The sequence below is a fragment of the Kocuria sediminis genome (assembly GCF_009735315.1).
Classification (GTDB): Bacteria; Actinomycetota; Actinomycetes; order Actinomycetales; family Micrococcaceae; genus Kocuria; species Kocuria turfanensis.
In genome coordinates this window covers 1-23,450 of record NZ_WOGU01000014.1, presented here as the reverse complement: position 1 = coordinate 23,450, position 23,450 = coordinate 1, and the positions used below count along the sequence as shown (strand labels likewise).

22 protein-coding genes are annotated in these 23,450 nt (G+C 70.5%); 12 read left to right on the top strand and 10 right to left on the bottom strand.

Annotation, left to right across the window (positions count from 1 at the left end; genetic code table 11):
* Positions 1-105 precede the first annotated feature (105 nt).
* The 10 genes from GMA12_RS15180 to GMA12_RS19690 all read left to right on the top strand — a co-directional run bounded on the left by GMA12_RS15180 (position 106) and on the right by GMA12_RS19690 (position 10,077).
* Complete coding sequence (locus GMA12_RS15180) at positions 106-897, top strand: helix-turn-helix transcriptional regulator (RefSeq protein WP_156270358.1); 792 nt, start codon at positions 106-108, stop codon at positions 895-897.
* Positions 890-2,344, top strand: a complete 1,455-nt coding sequence (gene sufB / locus GMA12_RS15175; protein WP_156270357.1) for a Fe-S cluster assembly protein SufB — start codon at positions 890-892, stop codon at positions 2,342-2,344. The genes GMA12_RS15180 and sufB overlap by 8 nt, the downstream gene beginning before the upstream one ends.
* 166 nt (positions 2,345-2,510) lie before the next feature.
* Entirely contained in the window at positions 2,511-3,710 is a 1,200-nt protein-coding gene (gene sufD, locus GMA12_RS15170; RefSeq protein WP_156270398.1) for a Fe-S cluster assembly protein SufD, read from the top strand.
* Positions 3,711-3,751: 41 nt separating this feature from the next.
* Positions 3,752-4,513 carry a Fe-S cluster assembly ATPase SufC gene (gene sufC, locus GMA12_RS15165; protein WP_156270356.1) on the top strand — a complete coding sequence of 254 codons (762 nt, stop codon included), beginning with the start codon at positions 3,752-3,754 and terminating at the stop codon, positions 4,511-4,513.
* Between the two features lie 35 nt (positions 4,514-4,548).
* Positions 4,549-4,911, top strand: coding sequence for a metal-sulfur cluster assembly factor (locus GMA12_RS15160; RefSeq protein WP_156270355.1), 363 nt, complete (start codon positions 4,549-4,551; stop codon positions 4,909-4,911).
* A 151-nt stretch (positions 4,912-5,062) separates the two neighbouring features.
* Complete coding sequence (locus GMA12_RS15155; RefSeq protein WP_156270354.1) at positions 5,063-5,854, top strand: ZIP family metal transporter; 792 nt, start codon at positions 5,063-5,065, stop codon at positions 5,852-5,854.
* Between the two features lie 421 nt (positions 5,855-6,275).
* The gene (locus GMA12_RS15150; protein WP_156270353.1) at positions 6,276-6,809 is read left to right on the top strand and encodes a hypothetical protein; all 534 of its coding nucleotides are present in this window, start codon (positions 6,276-6,278) and stop codon (positions 6,807-6,809) included.
* Between the two features lie 165 nt (positions 6,810-6,974).
* Positions 6,975-8,474 carry an RNA-directed DNA polymerase gene (locus GMA12_RS15145; RefSeq protein WP_162459932.1) on the top strand — a complete coding sequence of 500 codons (1,500 nt, stop codon included), beginning with the start codon at positions 6,975-6,977 and terminating at the stop codon, positions 8,472-8,474.
* Positions 8,453-9,007 carry a hypothetical protein gene (locus GMA12_RS15140; RefSeq protein ID WP_156270351.1) on the top strand — a complete coding sequence of 185 codons (555 nt, stop codon included), beginning with the start codon at positions 8,453-8,455 and terminating at the stop codon, positions 9,005-9,007. The genes GMA12_RS15145 and GMA12_RS15140 overlap by 22 nt, the downstream gene beginning before the upstream one ends.
* Positions 9,008-9,297: 290 nt before the next feature.
* Complete coding sequence (locus GMA12_RS19690) at positions 9,298-10,077, top strand: rolling circle replication-associated protein (protein ID WP_156270350.1); 780 nt, start codon at positions 9,298-9,300, stop codon at positions 10,075-10,077.
* A gap of 188 nt (positions 10,078-10,265) precedes the next feature.
* Here the strand turns inward: GMA12_RS19690 and GMA12_RS15130 are convergent, their stop codons facing one another.
* The 10 genes from GMA12_RS15130 to GMA12_RS15085 all read right to left on the bottom strand — a co-directional run bounded on the left by GMA12_RS15130 (position 10,266) and on the right by GMA12_RS15085 (position 20,597).
* Positions 10,266-11,651 carry a recombinase family protein gene (locus GMA12_RS15130; RefSeq protein ID WP_370831728.1) on the bottom strand — a complete coding sequence of 462 codons (1,386 nt, stop codon included), beginning with the start codon at positions 11,649-11,651 and terminating at the stop codon, positions 10,266-10,268.
* 245 nt (positions 11,652-11,896) lie between these two features.
* Positions 11,897-12,799, bottom strand: coding sequence for a KPN_02809 family neutral zinc metallopeptidase (gene ypfJ, locus GMA12_RS15125; RefSeq protein WP_156270348.1), 903 nt, complete (start codon positions 12,797-12,799; stop codon positions 11,897-11,899).
* A gap of 39 nt (positions 12,800-12,838) precedes the next feature.
* Complete coding sequence (locus tag GMA12_RS15120; protein WP_162459931.1) at positions 12,839-13,450, bottom strand: energy-coupling factor transporter transmembrane component T family protein; 612 nt, start codon at positions 13,448-13,450, stop codon at positions 12,839-12,841.
* A complete protein-coding gene (locus tag GMA12_RS15115) occupies positions 13,447-14,154 on the bottom strand; it encodes an energy-coupling factor ABC transporter ATP-binding protein (protein ID WP_370831726.1) in 708 nt (235 codons plus the stop codon). Before GMA12_RS15115 ends, GMA12_RS15120 begins: the two co-directional genes overlap by 4 nt.
* Positions 14,155-14,186: 32 nt before the next feature.
* Positions 14,187-14,810: a biotin transporter BioY gene (locus GMA12_RS15110; RefSeq protein WP_156270346.1), complete on the bottom strand. Its 624-nt coding sequence runs from the start codon at positions 14,808-14,810 to the stop codon at positions 14,187-14,189.
* 10 nt (positions 14,811-14,820) lie between these two features.
* A complete protein-coding gene (locus GMA12_RS15105) occupies positions 14,821-16,284 on the bottom strand; it encodes an AI-2E family transporter (protein WP_156270345.1) in 1,464 nt (487 codons plus the stop codon).
* A 143-nt stretch (positions 16,285-16,427) separates the two neighbouring features.
* A complete protein-coding gene (locus tag GMA12_RS15100) occupies positions 16,428-17,522 on the bottom strand; it encodes a zinc-dependent alcohol dehydrogenase (RefSeq protein ID WP_156270344.1) in 1,095 nt (364 codons plus the stop codon).
* Positions 17,519-18,496 carry a Gfo/Idh/MocA family protein gene (locus tag GMA12_RS15095; protein WP_156270343.1) on the bottom strand — a complete coding sequence of 326 codons (978 nt, stop codon included), beginning with the start codon at positions 18,494-18,496 and terminating at the stop codon, positions 17,519-17,521. The genes GMA12_RS15100 and GMA12_RS15095 overlap by 4 nt, the downstream gene beginning before the upstream one ends.
* A complete protein-coding gene (locus GMA12_RS15090; RefSeq protein WP_156270342.1) occupies positions 18,493-19,632 on the bottom strand; it encodes a glycosyltransferase in 1,140 nt (379 codons plus the stop codon). The genes GMA12_RS15095 and GMA12_RS15090 overlap by 4 nt, the downstream gene beginning before the upstream one ends.
* Positions 19,629-20,597, bottom strand: coding sequence for a glucosyl-3-phosphoglycerate synthase (locus tag GMA12_RS15085; protein WP_156270341.1), 969 nt, complete (start codon positions 20,595-20,597; stop codon positions 19,629-19,631). The genes GMA12_RS15090 and GMA12_RS15085 overlap by 4 nt, the downstream gene beginning before the upstream one ends.
* 153 nt (positions 20,598-20,750) lie before the next feature.
* On the opposite strand from GMA12_RS15085, the gene GMA12_RS15080 reads away from it, so the two are divergent.
* A complete protein-coding gene (locus GMA12_RS15080) occupies positions 20,751-21,461 on the top strand; it encodes a histidine phosphatase family protein (protein WP_162459930.1) in 711 nt (236 codons plus the stop codon).
* A 94-nt stretch (positions 21,462-21,555) separates the two neighbouring features.
* On the top strand, positions 21,556-23,154 hold the full coding sequence (locus tag GMA12_RS15075; RefSeq protein WP_162459929.1) for an ABC-F family ATP-binding cassette domain-containing protein: 1,599 nt from the start codon (positions 21,556-21,558) through the stop codon (positions 23,152-23,154).
* Positions 23,155-23,450 lie beyond the last annotated feature (296 nt).

The following is a 23,450-nucleotide window of genomic DNA, read 5'->3' as shown; positions in this document are numbered from 1 at the left end:
TAACGACATACTGAGGTTGTGTATTCAGTGAGCCCCCGCGCGGGGCGCACCTCGCAGCACACCACCTTCCACCCCATCTCCGACCAGGAAGCGCACGGTTCACCCATGACCCACACCACGGACGCCCGGAGCCTGTCCCGCTCCTCGGGCGGACCGCGGGCGGAGCAGGAGGAGAACACCCGCTCCCGCGTGCTGGGCGCCGTCCTGGAGCACGGGCCGGTCTCGGCCGCCGACCTCGGGGACATGCTCGAGCTCACCCCGGCGGCCGTGCGCCGTCACCTCGACGCCCTCGAGCAGCAGCACTACATCGAGGTCACCATGGTCCGCCGCCGCACCGGCGGCGCCGGGCGCCCCGCCCGCCGCTACGTCGTGGCTCCCGAGGGCCACGCCAAGCTCGGCGACGACTACCTGGAGATCGCCACCGACGCCCTGGAGGCCATCCGGCGCGTCGCCGGGCCCGACGCCGTGCGCGAGTTCATCCAGGAGCGCGTGGACCGGCTCGAGGCCACCTATCGCCCCGAGGTCGAGGCCGCCGGTCCGGAGGTCGCCGAGCGCCTGCCGGTGCTCGTGCGCCTGCTGAGCCAGGACGGCTTCGCCGCCTCCACGAACGAGGTGGCCGTGGGGCGCGGGGACCAGCGCACCATCGTCTCCGCGCAGCTGTGCCAGGGCCACTGCCCCGTCCGGGAGCTGGCCGCCCGCTACCCGCAGTTCTGCGAGCTGGAGACCGAGCTCATCGCCCGGCTGCTCGGCACGGACGTCCGCCGGCTCTCCACGCAGGCCGCCGGCGCGCACGTGTGCACCACGCACGTGCCCCTCGCACGGCCCGGACCCGCCGCGGCCCGGACGACCACGGACCACCCCACAGACCAGACAACAGAGGAAGGCCGTCATGACTGAACAGATCGCCAGCGGCAACGACACTGTCATCGCCGACATCCTGGAGAAGAACCCGGAGCTCGAGGGCATCGGCACCTACGAGTACGGCTGGGCGGACTCCGACGTCGCCGGCGCCTCCGCGCGCCGCGGCATCAACGAGGAGGTCGTCCGGGACATCTCGGCCAAGAAGAGCGAGCCGCAGTGGATGACCGACCTGCGGCTGAAGGGCCTGAAGTTCTTCGGGCGCAAGCCCATGCCCACGTGGGGCGCGGACCTGTCCGGCATCGACTTCGACAACATCAAGTACTTCGTGCGCTCCACGGAGAAGCAGGCCCAGACCTGGGACGACCTGCCCGAGGACATCCGCAACACCTACGAGAAGCTCGGCATCCCCGAGGCCGAGCGCGGCCGGCTCGTGGCCGGCGTCGCCGCCCAGTACGAGTCCGAGGTGGTCTACCACCAGATCCGCGAGGACCTCGAGGAGCAGGGTGTCATCTTCATGGACACAGACACCGCCCTCAAGGAGCACCCGGAGTTCTTCGAGGAGTACTTCGGCACCGTCATCCCGGTGGGCGACAACAAGTTCGCCTCGCTGAACACGGCCGTGTGGTCCGGCGGCTCCTTCGTCTACGTCCCCAAGGGCGTGCACGTGGAGATCCCGCTGCAGGCCTACTTCCGCATCAACACCGAGAACATGGGCCAGTTCGAGCGGACGCTGATCATCGCGGACGAGGACTCCTACGTCCACTACATCGAGGGCTGCACCGCGCCGATCTACAAGACGGACTCGCTGCACTCCGCCGTGGTCGAGATCATCGTCAAGAAGAACGCCCGGGTGCGCTACACGACCATCCAGAACTGGTCGAACAACGTGTACAACCTGGTGACCAAGCGCGCGATCGCCCACGAGGGCGCCACCATGGAGTGGATCGACGGCAACATCGGCTCGAAGGTGACCCAGAAGTACCCGGCCGTCTACATGACCGGGGAGCACGCCCGCGGCGAGACCCTCTCGATCGCCTTCGCCGGCGAGGGCCAGCACCAGGACACCGGCTCGAAGATGGTGCACATCGCGCCGAACACCTCCTCGTCGATCGTCTCGAAGTCCGTGGCCCGCAACGGCGGCCGCGCCGCCTACCGCGGCCTCGTGCAGGTCCGCGAGGGCGCCAAGGGCTCGAAGTCCAACGTGGTCTGCGACGCCCTGCTGGTCGACACGATCTCCCGCTCGGACACCTACCCCTACGTCGACATCCGCGAGGACGACGTGTCCATGGGCCACGAGGCGACCGTCTCGCGGGTCTCCGAGGAGCAGCTCTTCTACCTCATGCAGCGAGGCCTGGCCGAGGACGAGGCCATGGCGATGATCGTGCGCGGCTTCGTGGAGCCGATCGCCCGTGAGCTCCCCATGGAGTACGCGCTCGAACTCAACCGCCTCATCGAACTGCAGATGGAAGGATCCGTTGGCTGACATGTCCAAGCTGAACGAAACGATTCGCACCGCGGCGGAAGCCGCCGCCTCCGCCGCCACCGCGGTGGCCGAGAAGGCCGCCGGCACGGCCAAGGACGTCTACGACAACCTGGGCGAGAAGGTCGACGGCGTCCCCACCGGGGACAAGCGCGTCGCCATCCCGGGCATGGACCAGGAGGGCGAGCGGCTCGCCCGCGACAAAGTCGAGAACGACACCCTCGTGCGGGAGTCCGCCCGCGGCGGCAGCGCCGAGGGACCGGACTCCTCCCGCGCCGGGCGGCGCACGTCCTACGACGTGGCCGACTTCCCGGCGATCACCGGCAAGGAGGAGGACTTCCGGTTCACCCCGGTCAAGCGCCTCAAGGGCCTGCACGCCGACGCCCTCACCGGCCCGGCGCCGGCCGTGACCGTGGACTCCGACGCCGTGCGCGTGGAGACCGTCGGCCGCGACGACGCCCGGATCGGCAGCGCCGGCATCCCCGAGGACCGGGTCTCCGCCAACGCGTGGTGCAGCGTCACCGGGGCCACGGTGCTCACGGTGCCGCAGGAGGCCGAGATCGCCGCGCCCGTCGTCGTCGACATCCACGGCACGGACGCCACCCCGGCGGCCCAGCACCTGGTGATCGACGCCCAGCCCTTCTCCAAGGCCCTGGTGGTCCTGCGCCACCACGGCAGCGCGGTGCTCTCGCAGAACGTCGAGTTCCGCGTGGGCGACTCCGCCAGCCTCACCGTGGTGACGCTGCAGGAGTGGGACGACGACGCCGTGCACGCCTCCTCCCAGCAGGCGCGCCTGGGCCGGTCGGCCTCGTTCAAGCACGTGCTCGTCTCCCTCGGCGGGGACCTGGTGCGCGTGACCCCGTCCACCCGCTTCGACGCCCCCGGCGGGTCCGTGGAGATGTACGGGCTCACCTTCGTGGACGCCGGCCAGCACCTGGAGTCCCGGCTGTTCGTGGACCACTCCCAGCCGCACTGCACCTCGCGGGTGACCTACAAGTCCGCGCTGCAGGGCGAGAACGCGCACGGCGTGTGGGTCGGCGACGTCCTGATCCGCGCCACCGCGGAGGGCACCGACACCTACGAGCTGAACCGGAACCTGATCCTGGGCGACGGGCCGCGGATGGACTCCGTGCCCAACCTGGAGATCGAGACCGGCCTGATCGCCGGGGCCGGCCACGCCTCCACCACCGGGCAGCTGGACGACGAGCACCTGTACTACCTCATGTCCCGGGGCATCCCCGAGGACGAGGCGCGCCGGCTCGTGGTGCGCGGCTTCCTGTTCGAGATCCTCCAGCAGATCGGTGTCCCGGACATCGAGGAGCGGCTGCGCGGGGCCGTCCAGGACGAGCTCGCCTCCGCCAACCACTGAGCCCTTTCCCCACACTCTTCCCGACCACAGGAGAACCATCCATGGCAACTCTCGAGATCAAGGACCTGCACGCGTCCGTCGTGCTCGACGACGAGACCACCAAGCCGATCCTCAAGGGCGTGAACCTCACCATCAAGTCCGGTGAGGTGCACGCGATCATGGGCCCCAACGGGTCCGGCAAGTCCACCCTGGCCTCCACCATCGCCGGGCACCCCAAGTACGTCGTCGACTCCGGCCAGGTCCTCCTGGACGGCGAGGACGTCCTGGAGATGTCCGTGGACGAGCGCGCCCGCGCCGGGCTCTTCCTGGCCATGCAGTACCCCGTGGAGATCCCGGGCGTGACGACCTCCAACTTCCTGCGCACCGCCAAGACCGCCATCGACGGCGAGGCCCCCTCCCTGCGCACGTGGACGAAGGACGTCAAGGCCGCCATGGAGCAGCTGAAGATCAGCCCCGACATGATCCAGCGCAACGTCAACGAGGGCTTCTCCGGCGGCGAGAAGAAGCGCCACGAGATCCTCCAGCTCGAGCTGCTCAAGCCCAAGATGGCCCTGCTCGACGAGACCGACTCCGGCCTCGACGTCGACGCGCTGAAGGTCGTCTCCGAGGGCGTCAACCGCGCCCTGGAGACCAACGACATGGGCGTCATGCTGATCACCCACTACACGCGGATCCTGCGCTACATCAAGCCGCAGTTCGTGCACGTGTTCGCCGACGGCCGCGTCGTCGACGAGGGCGGGCCCGAGCTCGCCGAGCGCCTCGAGAACGAGGGCTACGACCGCTACCTGGCCCCCGTCAAGTAAGCGCCGCGCCGACCAGCACCGAAAGGAGGCCAGCGATGGCCGACACCCCTGCTGAGACCCCCGTCGACACCTCCGAGGCCCCTGCGGGCCGGCTCTCCACGGAGGAGATCGAGGAGGCGCTCAAGAACGTCATCGACCCGGAGCTCGGCGTCAACATCGTCGATCTGGGCCTGCTCTACGGCTCCCGGTGGGCCGAGGACGGCGCCCTCATCCTCGACATGACCCTCACCACCGCGGCCTGCCCGCTGCAGGACGTCATCGAGGAGCAGGTCGAGCAGAACCTCGGCCCGCTGCTGGACGAGTGGCGGGTCAACTGGGTCTGGATGCCGCCGTGGGGTCCTGACCGGATCACCGAGGACGGCCGCGACCAGATGCGGGCCCTGGGCTTCAACATCTGAGCACCCTCCCGGCACGACGACGGCGCCCCGCCCACCTCGCACGAGGTGGGCGGGGCGCCGTCGTCGTGCCGGGTACCTCACCCGGGCCGTCTCCGGCGGTAACCTCCTGCCTTTCGGGCCGGGGAGCACGGCCGGCTCCTACACTGCGGTCATGGTCCAGACCCTGATCTTCGGGCTCGTCGCCTCCAGCGCCCTGGTGATCGGCGCGCTGGTCGGGGTGCGCTTCGAGCTGCCCAAGCGCGTGCTCGCCATCCTGCTCTCCTTCGCCGCCGGAGCGCTGATCACCGCCCTGGCCTTCGAGCTGTTCGAGGACGCCTATGAGCGCGGCGGCATCGGGCTGGCGGTGGTCGGGCTGTTCGCCGGGGCCGTGGTCTTCACCGTGCTCAGCGCCCTGCTGGACCGGTGGGCGCAGCCCGGGACCCGGTCCCGCGACGCGGAGAAGCAGCAGGGCAGCGCCAAGCTGGACCCGGACGCCGCGTCCCAGGAGACGGCGCCGACGGCGGCGTCGGCCCGCGGAGCGGCCGGCCTGGCCCTGCTCGCCGCCGTCACCCTGGACGGGGTGCCCGAGAACGTCGCCCTGGGCGTCTCCCTCACCGAGGGCACCGGGGGACTGGCGCTGCTCGCCGCGATCTTCGTCTCCAACCTGCCCGAGTCCCTCGTGGGGGCCGCCTCGATGCGCGAGCAGGGCATGTCCAAGGGCAGGGCCGTGCTGCTCTGGACGGTCTGCGGGGTCCTGCTCGTGCTGGCTGTGCTGCTCGGGGCCGGACCGCTGGCCGGCAGCGACCCCGAGACCATCTCCCTGCCGCTGGCCTTCGCCGCGGGAGCCGTGATCGCCTCCCTGGCCGACACCCTCATGCCGGAGGCCTACGAGCACGGCGGTCCCGCCGTGGCGCTGAGCACCGCGGCCGGCTTCGCGCTGTCCTTCGCGCTCTCCCTGGCCTGAGCCGCCACGCACGCCGCCGGCCGCACGTCTGCTCCGTCCTCGGGTCGCGGCGGACGGTGGATGGTGCCGGCAGCGACGGCCCATCGGCGGCCGACGGGCCGCCGAACAGCAGGGCGCCACAATCTGTCTCGCACCGGGGGCGCGGAGGCCGTCGGTCGGAGCCCGCGCACGGGTCGGCGGCCCGCGCTCTGCTCGCTTTCTCCTGATCATTCTCCTGACCTGCGGCGATGTTCGCCCGTCGGGCGGGGAGTTCAGGAGGGCCCGGGCAGGCCCGCATGAGCGGGTGTGCCGGGCGTCCACAGTGATGGACAGAACACCGTGCCGGTGCTGAACTGACGGGTAGCACAGCCCGCCGGGCTGGCACGTGAGCGTGAGGATCCCACACCAGAGGGAGCCCGCGCCGACCGAGGAGGACCGTCCGATGGAACCGTGGATCTGGATCGTGCTGGCGATCGTGGTGCTGGCGCTCGTCATTCTCGCGCTGGTGGGGGCCGGCAAGAAGAAGCGGGACCACCAGGCCGCCGTGGAGCGCCAGAACCGGGAGCGGGCCGCTGAGCTCCGGGCCCGCAGCGAGGAGCAGAGCCTGGCCGCCCGGGAGCAGAAGGCGGACGCGGAGGCGGCTCGGGCCGAGGCGGAGAAGGCCCGCATCGAGGCCGACCGGATCGAGCAGGACGCCCGGCGGCGCGCCGAGGAGGCCGACCGGGCACGCGAGGAGGCGGAGGCGCACCGGCGGGAGGCCGCCACGCTGGACCCGGACGGGGAGCACACCGACCGGAGCGACCACACGGACCGCACTGGGCGCGACGAGCGCTCCGAGGGGTCGCACGAGGGCGCCGGCCGCCGGGAGCGCGACGAGCGCGGCCAGGACGACTCCCGCCTGGACGACCGCCTCCGGGACGAGCGGTCCGCCGCGCCGGGTCGTACCCCTGACCCCGAGGACCGGCCCCGCACCTGACGGGCGCCCTCGAGACGCGCACACCGGCAGCCGGCGTTGATCCTCACGCCGGCTGCCGGTGCACGTGGTCCGGCAACCCGGCAAGTCCCTAGGACACCGTGTGACCGACGTTTTATGGCAACCACATATATGCTCGGAAGGACCCCCTTCGAAAGGTTCCCCGCCGTGCATTTGCCCAGCACCTTGGCTAAAAAACTGCCGATACACAACGCCGCAAGAAATGCTGTCGCGACAACTCTTCACCAAGTGCCCCATCTAATATCTGATCGAAGTCTGGACGGGGGTGTGAGTCAATTAGCGAGACATACTGAAGCTCGTTTTGGTCGCGGACATTCGCCGGCAATTGAGACCATTACCATGCCAAAAAAGGGACTCGGACCTCGACCCATCAGCCTGCTATCTCCCGAGACCCGCACTCTCTACGACGCGCTTGTCGAGAAATTAAAGCCAGGACTGCCAAGCCCATCGCGTGCGCAGCCGATGTCGGATCATCAAGAATTCGGTGTGCCCGTATGGCCAGATCGAGGTGTGCAGATCGTAGACTTCGACATTGCTGCATGTTACGAATACATTGATCATAATATTCTCGCAGAAGAACTCCTTATCCAGACACTGGACGCCGATTCCGTCTCAGCGCTTATGGGTCTACTGCTGGACATGTTTCCGAGGGGCATGGGAATTCCGCAAGCCATGGATTCTAGTCACCTTCTTGGGGATGCTTACCTGAATCAGATTGAGCGGGATATGTCTCGAGAGGGTTACGACGTCCATAGATTTGCAGACGACTTCCGGATCGTTACAGAGAGTCAAAGCCAAGCTTTTGAAGCGATCGAGCATGCTATGGCGATTGCGCGCCGGTATGGACTTGTTCTCGCTGACAAGAAAACCAATATCCGAAGCGCCTGGGACGTCAGGGAAGAAATCATTGCAAAGGAAGATGCGTTCCAAAAGTACAATGAAGAGGCCGCGGAGCAACTGACCGCAATAGAATTCATGCAAATTGGATACGATGATTGGTCGGCTATTGAGACTGAGCCCGATCCTCAGGATGTCAACTTCATGGCGCTAAGTCGGGTTATTGAAGATTGGGCCACGGGTGATGCGAATAACTATACGGTCCACACACACTTCGGGACGCGAGCACTTCAGGCCCTTCAAGCAAGTGACGAACGGCTAAAGGACGAGTGGCTCGTTCAAGTCGTGGCGAAGGAACCAGTCCGACTCTTTAATGTCGGGAGCTACTTGGTAAATCGGCATGAAAATCTGCGCAATTGGTCGACCCTTAGAGATCTCACGCGTTTGCCTCGACAGAGTCCTTGGGCCCGTCTATGGATGGCTCGTTTGGCAGATTCTCTTGAGCCAGTTGAGGCTGAGTCGAGGGATGAGGTAATTTCTTGGGCCAATGGCTTGTTGGATGACCGTCATGAAACGGTTCGTGCGGAAGGCGCGTGGTTTTTGGTTAACAATGAACAGATTTCCCCTGCCGCAATCGGGGAGTTGTTTGTGAGTGCCACGGACATCACAAAGGTCGGCCTTGCGGGCGTAGTTGGACGCCTTGATGCTGGAAGTGTGTCGGCTGTTGGAAAGGCGATTCGAGATGATTCCGCGCTTACAAGATTGGCATACAGTTGGGGGGAAGATCAATGCGGATCGATGCTGCTGTAGCCTCGATGACTGAAGCCACGATCAGATCGCTTCATCGCCTTGAGCCTGCTGAGGCCGCCGATGTTGCGGGACAGATTATTTCTGCGGCTTCGCTTGCTGAAGCTCTAGTAGGCAAATCCATCGACCTTCTTGTTGATGAGTCTGGGATTAAATCAACCCGTCTTGGGCGGCGACTCATTCAGGATAGTGCCGAGTCCTATCATCAAACGTGGGATGGTCGTTACGGCATACTAAGAGACGCTTTTGGTGTACAACTTGCTGGGAATCGAGAGGCTCAAAGGCTTAATGTGGTAGTCGACGTACGGAACGCCATAGTCCACGGTGAAGGCCAGTTAACTAGCAGGCAGACTAAGAAGCTGACAAATGTCCTGAGTATGCGCCGTCAAATAAACGAGGTACTGGAGTCGGAGGTGCAGGGCAAGAAAATAGTGTTAAGCCCGACCGCTGGGCGTTGCGCCATACGGGTGGCCTCGGACTACGCTCTTGCGTTCGATGCCGCTATAGGAAAAGCGCGTTTGGACCTACTGACGTGAAAAAAGGTGCGCTGGGCGGGCCGGGCTGTCGGTGCGCGGCGCGCCGCAGGCGCGCCCTTGACTTGAACTAGCAACGTAACTCGTTGGGGTGCTTCACCCTCCTCACTGTGCCTGGGTGCACCCGGGTGCTAAATTGTGCGACTACAAGGGATCTGGTGCAGTTGTTCTCCCGGTCTGGCACGGCGTGCGTCTGCTGGCGACGTCGCGGGACTGTAGCGGTTACCTTGGGTGTCTGCTCACTCTCTGGCGACAGTGCGAACCTTCGTGGTTCCTGACCTCCAGGGTGTGTCATGTCCGCTTTTCCTTCCTCCGCTGCACCTACGCTTCCGCTTGCCGTCGATGCGGGGTGGCGTCTGTCTCTGTACCCCGATGCTGGGGAGGGCGGTGGTTGCTTTGTCCCGTCCCAGCGGCCCGACCGCTCCTATGTTGCTCCCGGGTCTGCCGTTGATCCCGAGCGAGCCGCCCAAGAGGCGGCACGCCGTGCTCGGGCCAAACTGCGGCGATACTGCGCGGCCAACCGGCTGAACCGTCTGGGCACTCTCACCTACGGCGAACCTCGGTGCACTGACCCCCGCCTGGTCCGGGCACATGCCGGGCTGTTCTTCCGGCAACTGCGCGACAGCCTCGGCGGCGACCCTCTGCCGTACGCCTGGGTGCCGGAACTGCATAAGGACGGGGTGCACTTCCACGTGCACTTCGCCGTGGGGCGCTACATCTCGCGGAGCCTCATCAGCGAGGCGTGGGGCCGTGGGTTCGTGCACATCAAACTGCTAGGAGATCTGCCGGTCGGTTCCGGCTCGCTCAGTGAGGCGCGGCTGGCGGCGCGGTATCTGTCCAAGTACGTCACCAAAACCTTCACCGACCCGAACACCCGGGCGCTGGGCATGCACCGCTACGACCTCGGTCAGGGCTTCCAACCGAAGGTGAGACGCCTGCACGGGGACAGCCCCGGGTCGGTCATTGAGCAGGCATCCGAGGTTCTTGGCGCGAAGCCGGCGGTGCGCTGGAACTCCGATCAGGTGGAGTCCTGGGATGGTCCGCCGGCCATCTGGGCGCAGTGGGACATCTGATCGTGGGCAAGATCGATCCGTCCGTGGTGGCGGCATGGGTCAGCTCCACCTGCGCAGCACAAGGAGTACCGGAGAAGATCACCGACCCGGCGGCATTGCACGAGCTCGGTGTGCTGTTGGGGGCGAGGGCGGAACGGTTGCGCGCGCACGGCGCCCCGGCGCCGAGCACGCGACCGGCCGCCCTGCCCTCACTGCCGCCAGTCGGGCACGACCCGATCGTGGTCCAGTCCGTGCCGCCCGAGGTGCGTGGCGGGCAGGATCGTGACGGAGTTCAAGACGGCTTTGACGATGGCGACCTGCCGGGAGAGGTTGAGGGACTTCCAGACTTCCTGTAGCTGCTGGCCCTGGCCGATGTACTCGGTGACCGCGTCGCGGCGATTCAAGCGGTCGAACTGGCTCCGGGCGTCTTTGAGCTTGCCCTCGATCCGGTTCCGGGCGGTTCGCCATTCCTCCTTGGAGATCTCTCCGTCGGCCCACATGGTCGCCAGGTCGTCCAGGCGCCGCTTTTGCGTGTCGATGGTGTCGGCGAGGGCGCGGAGCTGGTCGTGGTCGATGCCGTCCTCGGTCAGCGCTTGGTCCATGGCGGGGGAGTCCAGGCGCAACAGCACGGCTTCGGTGATGAACTGCTCGAGCATCTCGGCGTAGATGTACACGCCCCCGCACCCTCCGAAATCCGGACCGGTCCGGCAGCCATAGCGGCGGGTGTCGTAGCGCGGTGCCGAGTGCATGCGGTTGCCGCACTTGCCGCATACCAGCAGACCGGAGAGCAGATAGCGGCGTGCGCTGCGGTTGGTGCGCCGGGCCGGGTCCAGCAAGAGCCGCCGGAGCCGCTCGCCCTGTTCAGAGGTGATGATCGGTTCCCACTGGGCCGGGCCGATGATCTGGCCCTGGTGGACGCGCATGCCCCACATGCGCGGGCTGGTCAGTTGGGTCCGCAGGGTGTTGGTGCGCCACTCCCTGCCCGCCACCGTCTTCACCCCGGTCTCCTGCAACCAGCTCGCTAGCGACGTCAGGGTCTCCCCGGCGAGGGCACGTGCGGCAAGCTCTGCGATGATCGGGGCCTCGGTGGGGTGGTGGCTCACCCGGTCGTCCTGGAAGCCGAACGGGCGTGGCCCGCCCATCGCGGGGCGTCCGGACTGGGCGATTTCCAATGCCTTGCGGGCGCCTCGACGGCGCTTGGAGTCCGACTCGTTGGCGGCCACTGCCGCCAGCAGGCGGGCCATTAGCAGCCCGTCCCCGTGGACCAGGTCCACATCCCCGGACAGCGTCACCACGTCGCGGACTCCGGCGGCGGTGCAGGTGTCCACAAACCGTTCCAGCTCGACCGGGCGGCGGTGCAGCCGGTCCATGTGCCACACGATCACCCCGTCGCGGCGCCCTTCGGCGATGTCGGTGAGCATGCGTTCGTACTGCGGCCGCTGCTTGCCCGAGTAGGCCGAGATGTCGTCATCGACGTACTCGTCCGCGACCTGCCAGCCGCGTCGTTGGGCCTCGGCGCGGCAGTCGTCCAGTTGGCGTTTGACTCCCAGTTCCTCGCCGGTGCGGTCCTGGGAGATGCGGGCGTAGATGGCCACTGCCGTCCTTGTCGTCATGGGGGCAGATTAGCCAATAGTCATCACCCGACCTGTCTGAACTGCCACGGGCTGCCTCGCCGAGCTCCCCGTTGACGCCGAGCCCCCAGTTTTCCTTCAGTTCCCCATGACTATTGCTGGGGGATTGGTGGGTAGCTGGGGGCTCGGCGGTTCAGGGGGCGTGGCCGTGGGGGCTCGGCGAGTGCGGGTCGGATGTGTGCGGGGTGCGCCGGGGTGGGCGTGAGGTGCTAGGAGAACGCCGGCGGGTTGTCGAGGTCGCGGGCGGCGAAGGTGTCGCACTGGTCCAGGTCGCCGGTGCGGTAGCCGGCCCAGAACCACAGCTGGCGCTGGCGGGAGGTGCCGTGCGTGAAGGCCTCGGGGTTCACCCGGCCCTGTGTGGTGGCCTGGATGCGGTCGTCGCCGATGACCGACGCGGCGTTGAGCGCCTGCTCGAGCTGCTCGGGCGTGACCTCCTGCAGGTCCACCGCCCCAGAGGTGTCGCCGGACGCCCCGCGGGCCCAGAGCCCTGCCAGGCAGTCGGCCTGCAGCTCGACCCGCACGGCGCCGGACTCCGGGCCCTGCGGGTCCTGCTGGGCGTATCCCAGGGTGCCGATCTGGTGCTGGATGTGGTGGCCGAACTCGTGGGCGAGCACGTACTCCTCGGCCAGGGGCCCGCCCTCGGCCCCGAACTGGGTCTGCAGCTCGTCGAAGAACGCCACGTCGAGCCACACGGTCTGGTCGGCCGGGCAGTAGAAGGGGCCCACGGCCGAGGACGCGGTACCGCAGGCGGTGGAGTCCCGGCCCTGGTAGAGCTCGAGCCCGGGCAGCACGTAGCGCTCGCCGGCGGCCTGCGGGAGGTAGCCCTCCCAGAACTGGTCGAGGCTCTGCGCGGTGGCGATCATCCGGCAGTCGCTGTACTGGTTGGCGTCCGCGCCGGTCTCGCAGTGCGCGAACTCCTCCTGTCCGGAGGAGGAGCCGCCGCCGGAGTCCTGTCCGCCTCCGGTGAGGGCGTCGATGCCGTCCTGGCCGAAGAACAGGCCCACGACCAGCAGCAGCAGCGTGCCGCCGATCCCACCGCCCACGGCGACGCCGCGGCCGCCACCACCGCCGGCCCGCCCGGGGTCCAGCTGGGAGTCGTTGCTGAAAGTCATGGGCAAAGCATAAGCGCACTGACGTTCGTGCGGTGCCGCTCAGTCGAATCCGCGCGCGGCGAGGGCCTGACCGGTGCGCTGGGCGTAGGCCACCGTGGAGATCACCGCGGGCGTGACGAGCCGCACCGGGTTGGGGCGCAGTCCGCGGGCGCGCACGGCGTCGCGCAGCTCGCCCACGGCGCCGACGATGAACGGGATCGAGCGCAGCATCAGAGACACGGCCAGGCCGATCCGCTCGGGATCGGCGCCGACGAGCCGCACCGGGGTGCACAGCCACACCACGCCGTCGAGCAGCTCGGGCAGGGGAGTGGTGTGCATGAGCACCCGGGTGACCACGAGGAAGACCACGATGGTGACCAGGACGTCGGCCGCCTGGCCCGGTCCGGCGGTGAGGACGTGGTAGACGCCCAGCAGGACCAGCACGGGCAGCGCGGGGGCCAGCCCGCGCCACCACTCGCGGGCCCGCACGCCGGCGGCGGTGCCCGCCACCAGGAGGCCCGCGGTGAGCGCGGCCGGGACCGGCCACGACGGGGCGAGGACCACGGCCACGGTCACGACGACGATGCCCACGCCCTTGCTCCACAGCGGGGCCCGGTGCAGGAAGCTCGTGCCGGGGGTGTAGCTGCCGAACAGGTCCGGGCCGCGGCTCACGGCGCGTCCTCCTGCGGGAAGCCGTCGGCGCACCAGCGCTCGTAGGCGGGCAGGACCTGCTCGGGGCGGCCGTCGGCCACCAGACGCCCCTCGTGCAGGACCAGGACGCGGGGCGCTGTCGCGGCGAGCCCGAGGTCGTGCGTGGAGATCAGCAGCTGGTGCGGCAGCCCGTCGAGCATGTCGATCAGCCGCCCGCGGTTGCGGAGGTCCAGCAGGGTCGTGGGCTCGTCGAGCACGAGGACCTCGGGCTCCACGGCCAGCACGGCCGCGAAGGCCGCGAGCTGGCGCTCCCCGCCGGAGAGGTCGTAGATGCTGTGCTCGGCCCGGTGGGCGATCCCCACGCGCTCGAGCAGGGCGAGGGCCGCGGCACGTCGCCGGGCGCGGGGGACGCCGGTCCCGCGCAGGGACAGCTCGACGTCCTCCACGGGGGTGGGCATGACCAGCTGGGAGAGGGGATCGGTGAAGACGAAGCCCACGTGCCGGCGGGCGGTGCGCACGTCGCGGGCCACGTTGATGCCGTGCACGGTGACGGCGCCCGAGGCGGGTCGGGCGAGGCCGTTGAACAGCCGCAGGAAAGTGGACTTGCCGGACCCGTTCAGCCCGACCACGGCGACCCGCCGCTCGGGAAGGGTCACGTCGAGCCCGCGCAGCAGGGTCAGCTCACCGGAGGCGGTGGGGGCGGTGACCGTGACCTCGGAGCACACGAGGGCCGCGGCCCCGGGGAGCCGGCCACGGGTCAGCGGGTGCCCGCGATCCGGGGGAATGCCTTGTGCACGCCCACGGCGATGACCGCGGCGAGCACGCACTTGACCAGGTCCCCGGGCCAGAACACGAGGTCGGCGAGGAAGGCGTCCCGCAGGGGCAGCTGCGCGTTGAGCACGAGCCCGGTGATGCCGCCGATCCGGATCACGACGAACCCGGCGAGGGCGGCGGCCACCAGCCGCAGCGTGTAGGTGCCGGTGCGCTCGTAGCGGGCGTTCGTGGCCCCGCCGTCGCCGGCCCGGCGGGCCGGGATCAGCCACTGCGCCACGTAGCCGGCGGCGGCCGCGGCGAAGGGGAAGGCCAGGATGTAGCCGGCGGAGGGGCCCGCGAGCACGCCGAGGCCGCCGCGGAAGCCGGCGAAGATCGGCACACCGATCAGCCCGACCAGGACGTAGAGCGCCACCGCCAGGAAACCGCGCGTCCCGCCCAGGACCAGGCCCGTGAGGAACACGGCGAGGGTCTGCAGCGTCAGCGGCACGCCCGCCCCGCCCAGCGGAATGCCGGGCAGGACGGACAGGGCCGCGGTGAGAGCCGCGAAGACGGCGATGTTCGCGAGGTCCTCGGCGGTGACGGACCGGCGGCGTTCGGTGTTGGTCATGGGTCCCAGACTAGGGCTTGCGCGCGTCCTCGCCCGAACCGGTGCCCCGGCCCGCCGCGCGCGAGGCGCGCTCGCCGCCGTCGTCGGTGCTGTCGTCCTGCCGGTCGGCGTCGCGCTCCGTGGCGCCGAAGCGGCCGCCCAGCGCCTGCTGATAGCGCATCCGCTGGTACTTCCAGCGCTCGGCCATCGTGGCCTTCGACTCGACCCGGTCCTTCGGGTTCACCGGGTCCGGCCCCAGCACGGGGTCGTCGCCGACCTGGTAGCGGCTGGACCACACCTGGATCACGGCCCACGCCACGGCGGTGTAGGGCACGGCGAGGATGGCCCCGAAGATCCCGCCGACCAGGGTGCCGACGGTCAGGGCGAGCAGCACGATCAGCGCATGCAGGCTGAGGGTGCGGCCCATGATGATCGGCTGCAGGATGTTGCCCTCGATCTGGTTGACCACGATGATCACCACGACCACGAGCAGAGCAGTGCCCGGTCCGTTGGTGACCAGGGCGACCAGGACGGCGACAACGCCCGCGATGGTCGCGCCGACCACCGGGATGAACGCGGTGACGAACACGAGGACAGCGAGGGGGATGGCAAGGGGAACGCGCAGGGCGAGCAGCGCAACTCCGATGAACACGGCGTCGATGAGCGCGACGAAGGCCGTCCCGCGGACGTAGCCGCCGAGCACCTGCGCGCTGCGGTCCACGGACTCGGCCAGCTTGGCCCGGCGCTCGCCGCGGAACCAGCGCAGCGTGAAGTTCCACATCTTCTCGCCGTCCTTGAGGCAGAAGAAGAGCACGACGATCATCAGCACCACGCCGGTGATGAACTCCGTGGCTGCGCCCAGGCCGCTGATGGCCCCGCCGGCGAAGGAGCCGCTGGTGACGAAGTCCCCGGCCTGTTGCACGGCGGAGTCGATCGCTGCCGTGTCGACCGGGATCGGACCGGACTGCACGAGGCGCTGCAGCTCGTTCCAGCCCTCCAGCGCGGAGGCCGTGAGGGTGTCCCACTCGCTGCGCACCGCGAACACGATGCCGGTGAGCACGCCGCCGACGAGGGCCAGGATCCCGAGGAACGCCGCGAGGGTGGCCAGCAGGTTGGACCAGCCGCGGCGCTCGAGCCACTTCACGGCCGGCCCCACGGCGGAGGCGAGGATGAGCGCCACGAGCACCGCGATCAGCACGACCTTGACCCGCAGCAGGACCCAGATGACCCCCACCACCACGGCGGCGACGAGCAGCGTCTGGGCGGCGCGGGACCCTGCCCGCCCGAGGGAGTCCGCCCAGGGGCTGACCGCGGGGGCGAGCGCCTGCGTGGTCTCCTCGAAGCCGGCGGGCTCGACCCCCGGGCCCGTGGCGGGGACCCCGACGATGCCGGGGTCGGCCTCGCCGCCCAGGACCTTCTCGGCGTGCAGCGGGGCGGTCGACGACCCGCCGCCGGAGCGGCGGGGTGGTTGTTCCGGGCGGGACGACGTGGCCATGCGGGGCTCCTCGGGGAAGGCGGCGGTCGGGGGTGCGGTCGTGCGACGACGACGGCGCTCACCTCAACCCTAAGGCGGCTGACAGAAGGGTGTCCACCGGTCGGGGCACCGGCAGGGCCGCCGCGGCGGCGCGTCGGCGCTGGTCAGGAGCGGCCGTCGACCTCGAACACCGCGGTCAGCACGTGCCGGCGGCGGGCCGCGACGTCGTGCATGAGCGCCGGTGCGTCGTCGAAGTCCACGACGTCGCTGATCAGGTGCTCCCGGACCTCCGCCGCGTGGTCGCCCAGCAGCCGGATCGTCTCGGCAGAGAGCCGGGCCCGGTCCCAGACGTGGGCGAGACCGCGGGGCACCCGCCCGATCTGGGCGCAGCGCAGGCTCAGCCCGTTGTGGTGGAACTCCTCGCCCAGCCGCACCGCGTCGGCGCCCTCGGTGTAGAACGCCAGGTCGATCACGCTGCCCTGGGGCCGGACCGCCCGCAGCGCGGCGTGCAGCGCGCCGGGCTTGCCCCGGCACTGGAACACGACGTCGGCGCCGTGCTCGCCCGGTCCGTGCCGCCAGCGGGTCTTGAGCACCCGGCCCGGGTCGTCGTCGAGATCCAGGGGCAGGAAGCCCAGCCGCTCCGCGACCGCCCGCCGGCGCGGGTCGGCGTCGGCCACGGCCACCTCCCGGGCACCGAGGGCCCGGGCGAACAGCCCGGTGACCAGGCCCACCGGCCCGGCGCCGGTGACGAGCACCAGCCGCCCCGCCACACCGTCACCGAGGCCCCGCACCGGCCCGGCGTCGGCGGCCGCGTGCAGCAGCCCGTTGGCGCAGATCGGGCCGAAGTGGGCCACGAACACGCCCAGCAGCGGGTCGAGCGCCGCGGGCAGCGGCACCAGGTGCTCGCCCAGCGGGTCGGCGACGTGGGCGGTGGCGTGGCCGTAGGCCGAGGCCAGGACGTCGCCCGCCCGGAAGGCCGGGGTGCGGGACTCGGCCACCCGCGCGACCTCCATGTAGCCCAGCCGGCGCACCGGGTAGCCCTGCTCGGCCACACCGGGGCGGAACAGCCCCAGCTCGGTGTCGTGCCGGGAGTGCAGCCCGGGGTGGTCGCCCTTGACGAAGGCCAGCTCCGTGCCGGCCGAGAGCCCGGTGACCAGGGTCTCCAGGAGCAGCCCGCCCTCCGGCACGTCCGGCAGCTCCTCCTCGGCGATCTCGATCCGGCCCCGCGCGGGAACCACCAGGTTGCGCCGGGCGCTCATCCGCGCTCCTCCAGCGCGACCGCCTGTCCCGTGCGCGCCGACTGGGCGATGGCGCAGGCGAGCCGGTGGGTGCGCAGCGCCTCGCCGTAGGGCACCCGGGTGGCCTCGCGCTCGCCGCGCACGGCCTCGAGGAACTCCCGGTCCACCGCGATCCGCGGGTCCTCGGCGGGGGCGTGCTCGGTGCGCTCGGCGGGCCAGAAGGCCGTGAGCCCGTCCTCGGCGAGCTCCAGGACCAGGCCGCGGCTGACCGTGTGCAGAGCGGCGCGGTGCTTGACGGCCAGCGCCGAGGTCGCCGCGAGCGTGGCCACCGCCCCGGAACGGAAGCGGACGGTGGCGGCGGTCGCGTCGTCGACGTCCCCGGCGTCAGGGCTCGTGCCGTCCGGGGTGCCGCGGACCCCGGCGGCGTAGACCTCCACGGCCTCGCCCAGCAGGAACCGGGCCGTGTCCAGCACGTGCGTCAGCTGCTCGACGACCTGCCCGCCCGACCGGTCCGTGCGGCCCCACCAGGGCACCGGCGGGCGCTTGTCGAGCCAGTAGCCGTTGGCCAGCAGCGGCGGGGCCTCGGCCAGCAGGTCACGGGCCAGCACGGCCGTGTCCAGGCAGCGCCAGTGGTAGCCGGTGCCCGTGACGACCCCGGTCTCCTCGACCCGTCGGCCGATCCGCTCGGCGACGTCCAGGCCGAGCCCCACGGGCTTCTCCACGAACAGTGCCTTGCCGCGCTCCAGGGCGGCGAGCTCCGCGGGCCCGTGGGCGAAGGGCGGGACGCAGACGTAGACGGCGTCGGCGTCCACCGCGTCGAGGGCCTGGTCCGGGTCGGTGAAGCACGGGACGTCGAGCTCGGCGGCGAGGGCCTCGGCCGCCGGCCGGTGCGCGTCGGTCACGCTGACCACGCGGGCGCCGCCCAGCCCGTGCAGCACCCCGACGTGGCGCCGGGCCACGGAGCCGGCCCCGACGAGGGCGATCCTGAGCGTCATGCGGGGTTCTCCTCCAGCAGCCGGTGGTACATCTCCAGGTAGCGGCGGGCCATGCCCACCGGCGTCCACTGCTCGGCGGCCTCGCGGCAGGCCTGCGGGTCCAGGGTGTCGAGCTCGTGCAGGTGCCGGACGAGGTCGTCCTCCTCGGCGGCCAGGAAGCCCGTCCGCCCGTGCTCGACGAGCGAGGGCAGCACCCCGCGCGGCGTCCCCACGACGGGCACGCCCCGGGCCAGCGCTTCGACGACGCCGGTGGCGCCGGGCTCGGCCCAGCGGATGGGGCTCAGCAGCGCCCGGGCGGAGCGCAGCAGCCGCTCCTTGCGCTCGCCGGCCACACCGCCCACCCACGTCACCGTCGTGCCGTCGACCAGGGGCCGCACCTCGTCGAGCCAGTAGCGGACGTCGGGGTGGGCGCGCAGCGCCTCGTCGCCGTCGGCGAGCCGGCGCTCCAGCTCCTCCGGGTCGTCGATGCCGGCCACGGGCCCGGCCAGGACGAGGGGCACCCCGGCCCGGCGGCAGATCCGGGCGGCCACGTCCTGGGCCTTGTCCGCGGTGATGCGCGCCAGGACCAGCGCGTGCTCGCCGGGGTCCGCCGCCACCTCGAGCGGCGGCGGCGCCGCCAGCGGCACCACCCCCAGCGTCTGCCGGCGCAGGTTCGCCGGGGCCCTCTCGAGCTGCGAGGCGGAGACCGCGGCGAAGCGCACGCGCCCGCGGCCGTCGAAGGCGGAGTAGAACTCGGAGTGCTTGCGCAGGTCCCAGTGCAGGGTCTGCAGGGTCGGCGGGGCGGCGGTGCCCATGGCGGCGAGCACGGAGGGGCCAACGACCTCCAGGTGGTCGTGCACCACGTCCCAGCGGTCCCGCTCCCGCAGGGCGTCCACCAGGACCTGCATGTGGGCGTGGGCGATGCCGGAGACCCGGTTGTACGGCATCGCGATGGACCGGAACGCCGGCTCCGGCAACGGCCGCAGGTGGTCGTCCGCCTCGAGCGTGCTGGGTCCCACGGTGGCCAGCGTGACGTGCGCCCCCGCCCGCCGCAGCTCCGGGACCAGGGTGGCGACCACCGTCTCGATCCCGCCGTAGCCGGACGGGGGCACGGGCAGCCAGGGGCCCGCGTTCACGAGGACCCGCAGCCCGCTCATGCGACGCGGCCGACGAACTGGGCGCGGTACTCGGGGATGCCCACCATGGGCGGGCGCTCGCGGACGCTGACGTCGTGGGTCTCGGCGAGGAACCGCTCGCCCTGGCGCAGGAACTGCGTGAGCTGGCCGTGCTCACCGGCCACCGGGGACTCGCAGCGCAGCCTGGCCTGGACGGTCAGCTGGATCTGGGCGGCCATCCGTGCCAGGGCCGCGTCCGAGGAGTTGCGGTGCGAGCGCACGCCCAGGTCCACCTGGGCCATGGCGTCCAGGCCCACGGCCTCCAGGACGTCGATGAGCATCGCGATCTCCACCCCGTACCCGGAGACGAAGGGCACCCGCTCCAGCAGCGACCGGCGTCCGGCGTACTCCCCGGCCAGCGGTTGGACGAGCCCCGCCAGCTGCGGCCAGAACAGGTTGAGCAGGGGGCGGGCCACCAGCTCCGTGACCCGGCCGCCACCGGCCGGCAGGATGGTGGTGCCGTCGTGCAGCGGGCGGTCGTAGCAGCTCTTGACGAACTGCACCCCGGGCTCGGTCAGCAGCGGGCCCAGCAGCCCCACGACGAAGCGGGTGTCGAACTCCCGCAGGTCCGCGTCGACGAACGCGAGCACGTCACCGGTGGTGACCGCCAGGGACTTCCACAGCGCCTCGCCCTTGCCGGGGACGTTGCCGTGGGCGGGCAGGATCTCGTCCTGCCGGTGCACGCGGGCCCCGGCCGCCGCGGCGATCGCCGCCGTGCCGTCCGTCGAGTCCGAGTCGATGACGACCAGCTCGTCGATCAGCGCCACGTCCTCCATGAGCTCCTGCCGCAGCGCGGTGACGATCCGGCCCACCGTCGCGGCCTCGTCGCGGGCCGGCAGCACCACGCTGACCCTCGTGCCGGCCTTCCGGCCGCAGAGCTGTTCCGGTGTCCATTCCCGGGCGTGGTAGCTGCGGGTGCTGAACCACTGCTGGACGTCCTGTCGCATGCTGCCCGCTTCCGACGGTGGGGAATACTGGCACATGACCGACCAGTTGCCGTCGCACGATACCGAGCGCCCCCGCCCGCCGGGAAGACTCGCACGATTATGTCGCGGCCCCGAAAATGGGGACGAGGGCGGGACCACGGACGAGGGGCAGGGATGAACCAGCAGGCCATCGTGACGGGACGGGTGCGCCGGCGCCTGGTGCTGTGGCGTCACGGGCGCACCGCCTGGAACGTCGAGAAGCGCGCCCAGGGACAGGCCGACATCCCGCTCGACCCGGTGGGACGCCTGCAGGCCCGGAGCGCGGCTCCGGTGCTCGCGGCGTTCGAGCCGGCGTTCGTGTGGTCGAGCGACCTGCAGCGGGCCCGGCACACCGCCCAGGAGCTCGCGGCCCTGACGGGCCTGGAGGTCCGGCTCGACGCCCGGCTGCGCGAGTACGACGTGGGCATCCGGCAGGGCACCACGTTCGCCGAGTTCCGCGAGAGCCACCCGGAGGTCTACGAGCGGTTCTTCACCCAGGAGGACTACCGGGTGCCCGGGGCGGAGCTGCCCTCGGAGGTCGACGCGCGGATGGCGGCCGTGCTCGGCGACGCCGCGGCCGCGCTCGAGGAGGGCCGCACCGGTGTGCTCGTCGGCCACGGCGCGGCCCTGCGCAGCGGGGTGCTGGCCTTCCTGGGGGCCCCGCCCGAGCTGCGGGACATGTTCGCCGGGATGGCCAACTGCGCCTGGACCGTGCTGCAGGAGCACCCGCACCGGGGCTGGCAGGTCGCCGACTACAACGCCCGCACCCTGCCGGGGGAGTCGTCGGCGCTGGCCGACGAGATGCCGGCCCACCACGTGAGCAAGAACGCGGACCCGGCCGGCTGAGCGGGGTGCCGCCGGGGAACGGGGGCCGGTAGGATGGGTTGGTTGCCCGTTCGGGCGCTGACCCCGCCCCGCACCCTGCCGAAAGGTCTCCTCCGTGATCACTGTCCAGAACCTCGAACTGCGTGCCGGTGCCCGGCTGCTCATGGACGAGGTCAACTTCCGCGTGGACAAGGGGGACAAGATCGGTCTCGTCGGCCGCAACGGCGCCGGCAAGACGACGATGACGAAGGTCCTCGCGGGCGAGACCCTGCCCGCGGCCGGGACCGTCACGCGCACCGGGGCGATCGGCTACCTCCCCCAGGACCCCAAGGTCGAGGACATGGAACAGCTCGCCCGGGACCGGATCCTCTCCGCCCGCAATCTCGCGGGCGTCGTCGCCCGGCTGCGCGCGGCCGAGCAGGACATGGCCTCCGAGGACGACGCCGTGCGGGACAAGGCCATGCGCAGCTACGACCGGCTCGAGGCGGAGTTCCTCGCCGGCGGCGGCTACGCGGCCGAGTCGGAGGCCGCGACGATCACCTCCAACCTCGACCTGCCGGAGCGCATCCTCGGCCAGCCGCTGCGCACCCTCTCCGGCGGTCAGCGCCGGCGCGTGGAGCTGGCGCGGATCCTGTTCTCGGACGCCGACATCATGCTCCTGGACGAGCCCACCAACCACCTGGACGCCGACTCGGTCGTCTGGCTGCGGGAGTTCCTGAAGAACTTCCAGGGCGGGCTGCTCGTCATCTCCCACGACGTCGAGCTCATGGAGATGGTGGTCAACAAGGTCCTGTACCTGGACGCCAACCGCTGCGTCATCGACCTGTACAACATGGGCTGGAAGAACTACCTCCTCCAGCGCGAGCAGGACGCCCACCGCCGCAAGCGCGAGTACGCCAACGCGGAGAAGAAGGCCACGGCGCTGATGGACCAGGCGAACAAGATGCGCGCCAAGGCCAGCAAGGCCGTGGCCGCCCAGCAGATGATCAAGCGCGCCGAGCGGCTCATGCAGGGCCTGGAGGGCGAGCGGCAGGCCGACAAGGTGGCGAACATCCGCTTCCCCAAGCCCGCCGACTGCGGCAAGACCCCGCTCACCGCACGGGACCTGTCGAAGTCCTACGGGTCCCTGGAGATCTTCAACGACGTGGACCTCGCCATCGACAAGGGCTCCCGGGTGGTCATCCTGGGCTTCAACGGCGCCGGCAAGACCACGCTGCTGCGGATGCTCGCCGGGGAGGCGCAGCCCGACACCGGAGAGGTGATCCCCGGCCACGGGCTCAAGCTCGGCTACTTCGCCCAGGAGCACGACACCCTGGACCCGCAGCGCACCGTCCTGGAGAACATGCGCTCCGCCGCCCCGGACCTCGCCGACACGGAGGTCCGCAACGTCCTGGGATCGTTCCTCTTCCAGGGCGACGACGTCTCCAAGCCCGCCGGGGTGCTCTCCGGCGGCGAGAAGACCCGTCTGGCGCTGGCCACGCTCGTGGCGTCCTCGGCCAACGTGCTGCTGCTCGACGAGCCCACCAACAACCTGGACCCGGCCTCCCGCCGCGAGATCCTCAACGCGCTGCGCACCTACGAGGGCGCGGTCGTGCTCGTCTCCCACGACGAGGGCGCGGTGGAGGCGCTGGACCCCGAGCGCGTGGTGATCCTGCCCGACGGCACCGAGGACCTGTGGAGCCAGGAGTACCAGGACCTCATCTCCCTGGCCTGAGCCCTCGGCGCCGGCGGGCAGGCCCGGGTCGGCGGTCCGTCCGGCCGCCGGCCCGCGGTCCCTGCCGGGGGTTCGGCCACGGTGACGGCGGCCGGGCCGGGTCCTGCCGCGGGCCCGGCCCGTGCGGTCCGCGCCCCGGGGTCAGTCGCGGGCGCCGGTGCCCTGCTGCTCGAGGGCGTCCAGCAGGGCGTCCTCCTCGTCCTCCCAGCTGGGGCGGGCGCGCCGGCGCTGCGGTTTCGGGCGCATCAGGGACTTCAGGTGCGGGGGCATGTCGTCGGCCATCTCCATCTGCCGGA

Bases quoted from the DNA above. Each gene is read 5' to 3' on its own strand.
- GMA12_RS15150 (WP_156270353.1), top strand. From the start codon at position 6,276: ATGGAACCGTGGATCTGGATCGTGCTGGCGATCGTGGTGCTGGCGCTC.
- ypfJ (WP_156270348.1), bottom strand. From the start codon at position 12,799: ATGACTTTCAGCAACGACTCCCAGCTGGACCCCGGGCGGGCCGGCGGT.
- GMA12_RS15095 (WP_156270343.1), bottom strand. From the start codon at position 18,496: ATGACGCTCAGGATCGCCCTCGTCGGGGCCGGCTCCGTGGCCCGGCGC.
- GMA12_RS15100 (WP_156270344.1), bottom strand. From the start codon at position 17,522: ATGAGCGCCCGGCGCAACCTGGTGGTTCCCGCGCGGGGCCGGATCGAG.
- GMA12_RS15155 (WP_156270354.1), top strand. From the start codon at position 5,063: ATGGTCCAGACCCTGATCTTCGGGCTCGTCGCCTCCAGCGCCCTGGTG.
- GMA12_RS19690 (WP_156270350.1), top strand. From the start codon at position 9,298: ATGTCCGCTTTTCCTTCCTCCGCTGCACCTACGCTTCCGCTTGCCGTC.
- GMA12_RS15160 (WP_156270355.1), top strand. From the start codon at position 4,549: ATGGCCGACACCCCTGCTGAGACCCCCGTCGACACCTCCGAGGCCCCT.
- GMA12_RS15180 (WP_156270358.1), top strand. From the start codon at position 106: ATGACCCACACCACGGACGCCCGGAGCCTGTCCCGCTCCTCGGGCGGA.
- GMA12_RS15110 (WP_156270346.1), bottom strand. From the start codon at position 14,810: ATGACCAACACCGAACGCCGCCGGTCCGTCACCGCCGAGGACCTCGCG.
- GMA12_RS15105 (WP_156270345.1), bottom strand. From the start codon at position 16,284: ATGGCCACGTCGTCCCGCCCGGAACAACCACCCCGCCGCTCCGGCGGC.
- sufC (WP_156270356.1), top strand. From the start codon at position 3,752: ATGGCAACTCTCGAGATCAAGGACCTGCACGCGTCCGTCGTGCTCGAC.
- GMA12_RS15085 (WP_156270341.1), bottom strand. From the start codon at position 20,597: ATGCGACAGGACGTCCAGCAGTGGTTCAGCACCCGCAGCTACCACGCC.
- sufB (WP_156270357.1), top strand. From the start codon at position 890: ATGACTGAACAGATCGCCAGCGGCAACGACACTGTCATCGCCGACATC.
- GMA12_RS15090 (WP_156270342.1), bottom strand. From the start codon at position 19,632: ATGAGCGGGCTGCGGGTCCTCGTGAACGCGGGCCCCTGGCTGCCCGTG.
- GMA12_RS15080 (WP_162459930.1), top strand. From the start codon at position 20,751: ATGAACCAGCAGGCCATCGTGACGGGACGGGTGCGCCGGCGCCTGGTG.
- GMA12_RS15140 (WP_156270351.1), top strand. From the start codon at position 8,453: ATGCGGATCGATGCTGCTGTAGCCTCGATGACTGAAGCCACGATCAGA.
- sufD (WP_156270398.1), top strand. From the start codon at position 2,511: ATGGACCAGGAGGGCGAGCGGCTCGCCCGCGACAAAGTCGAGAACGAC.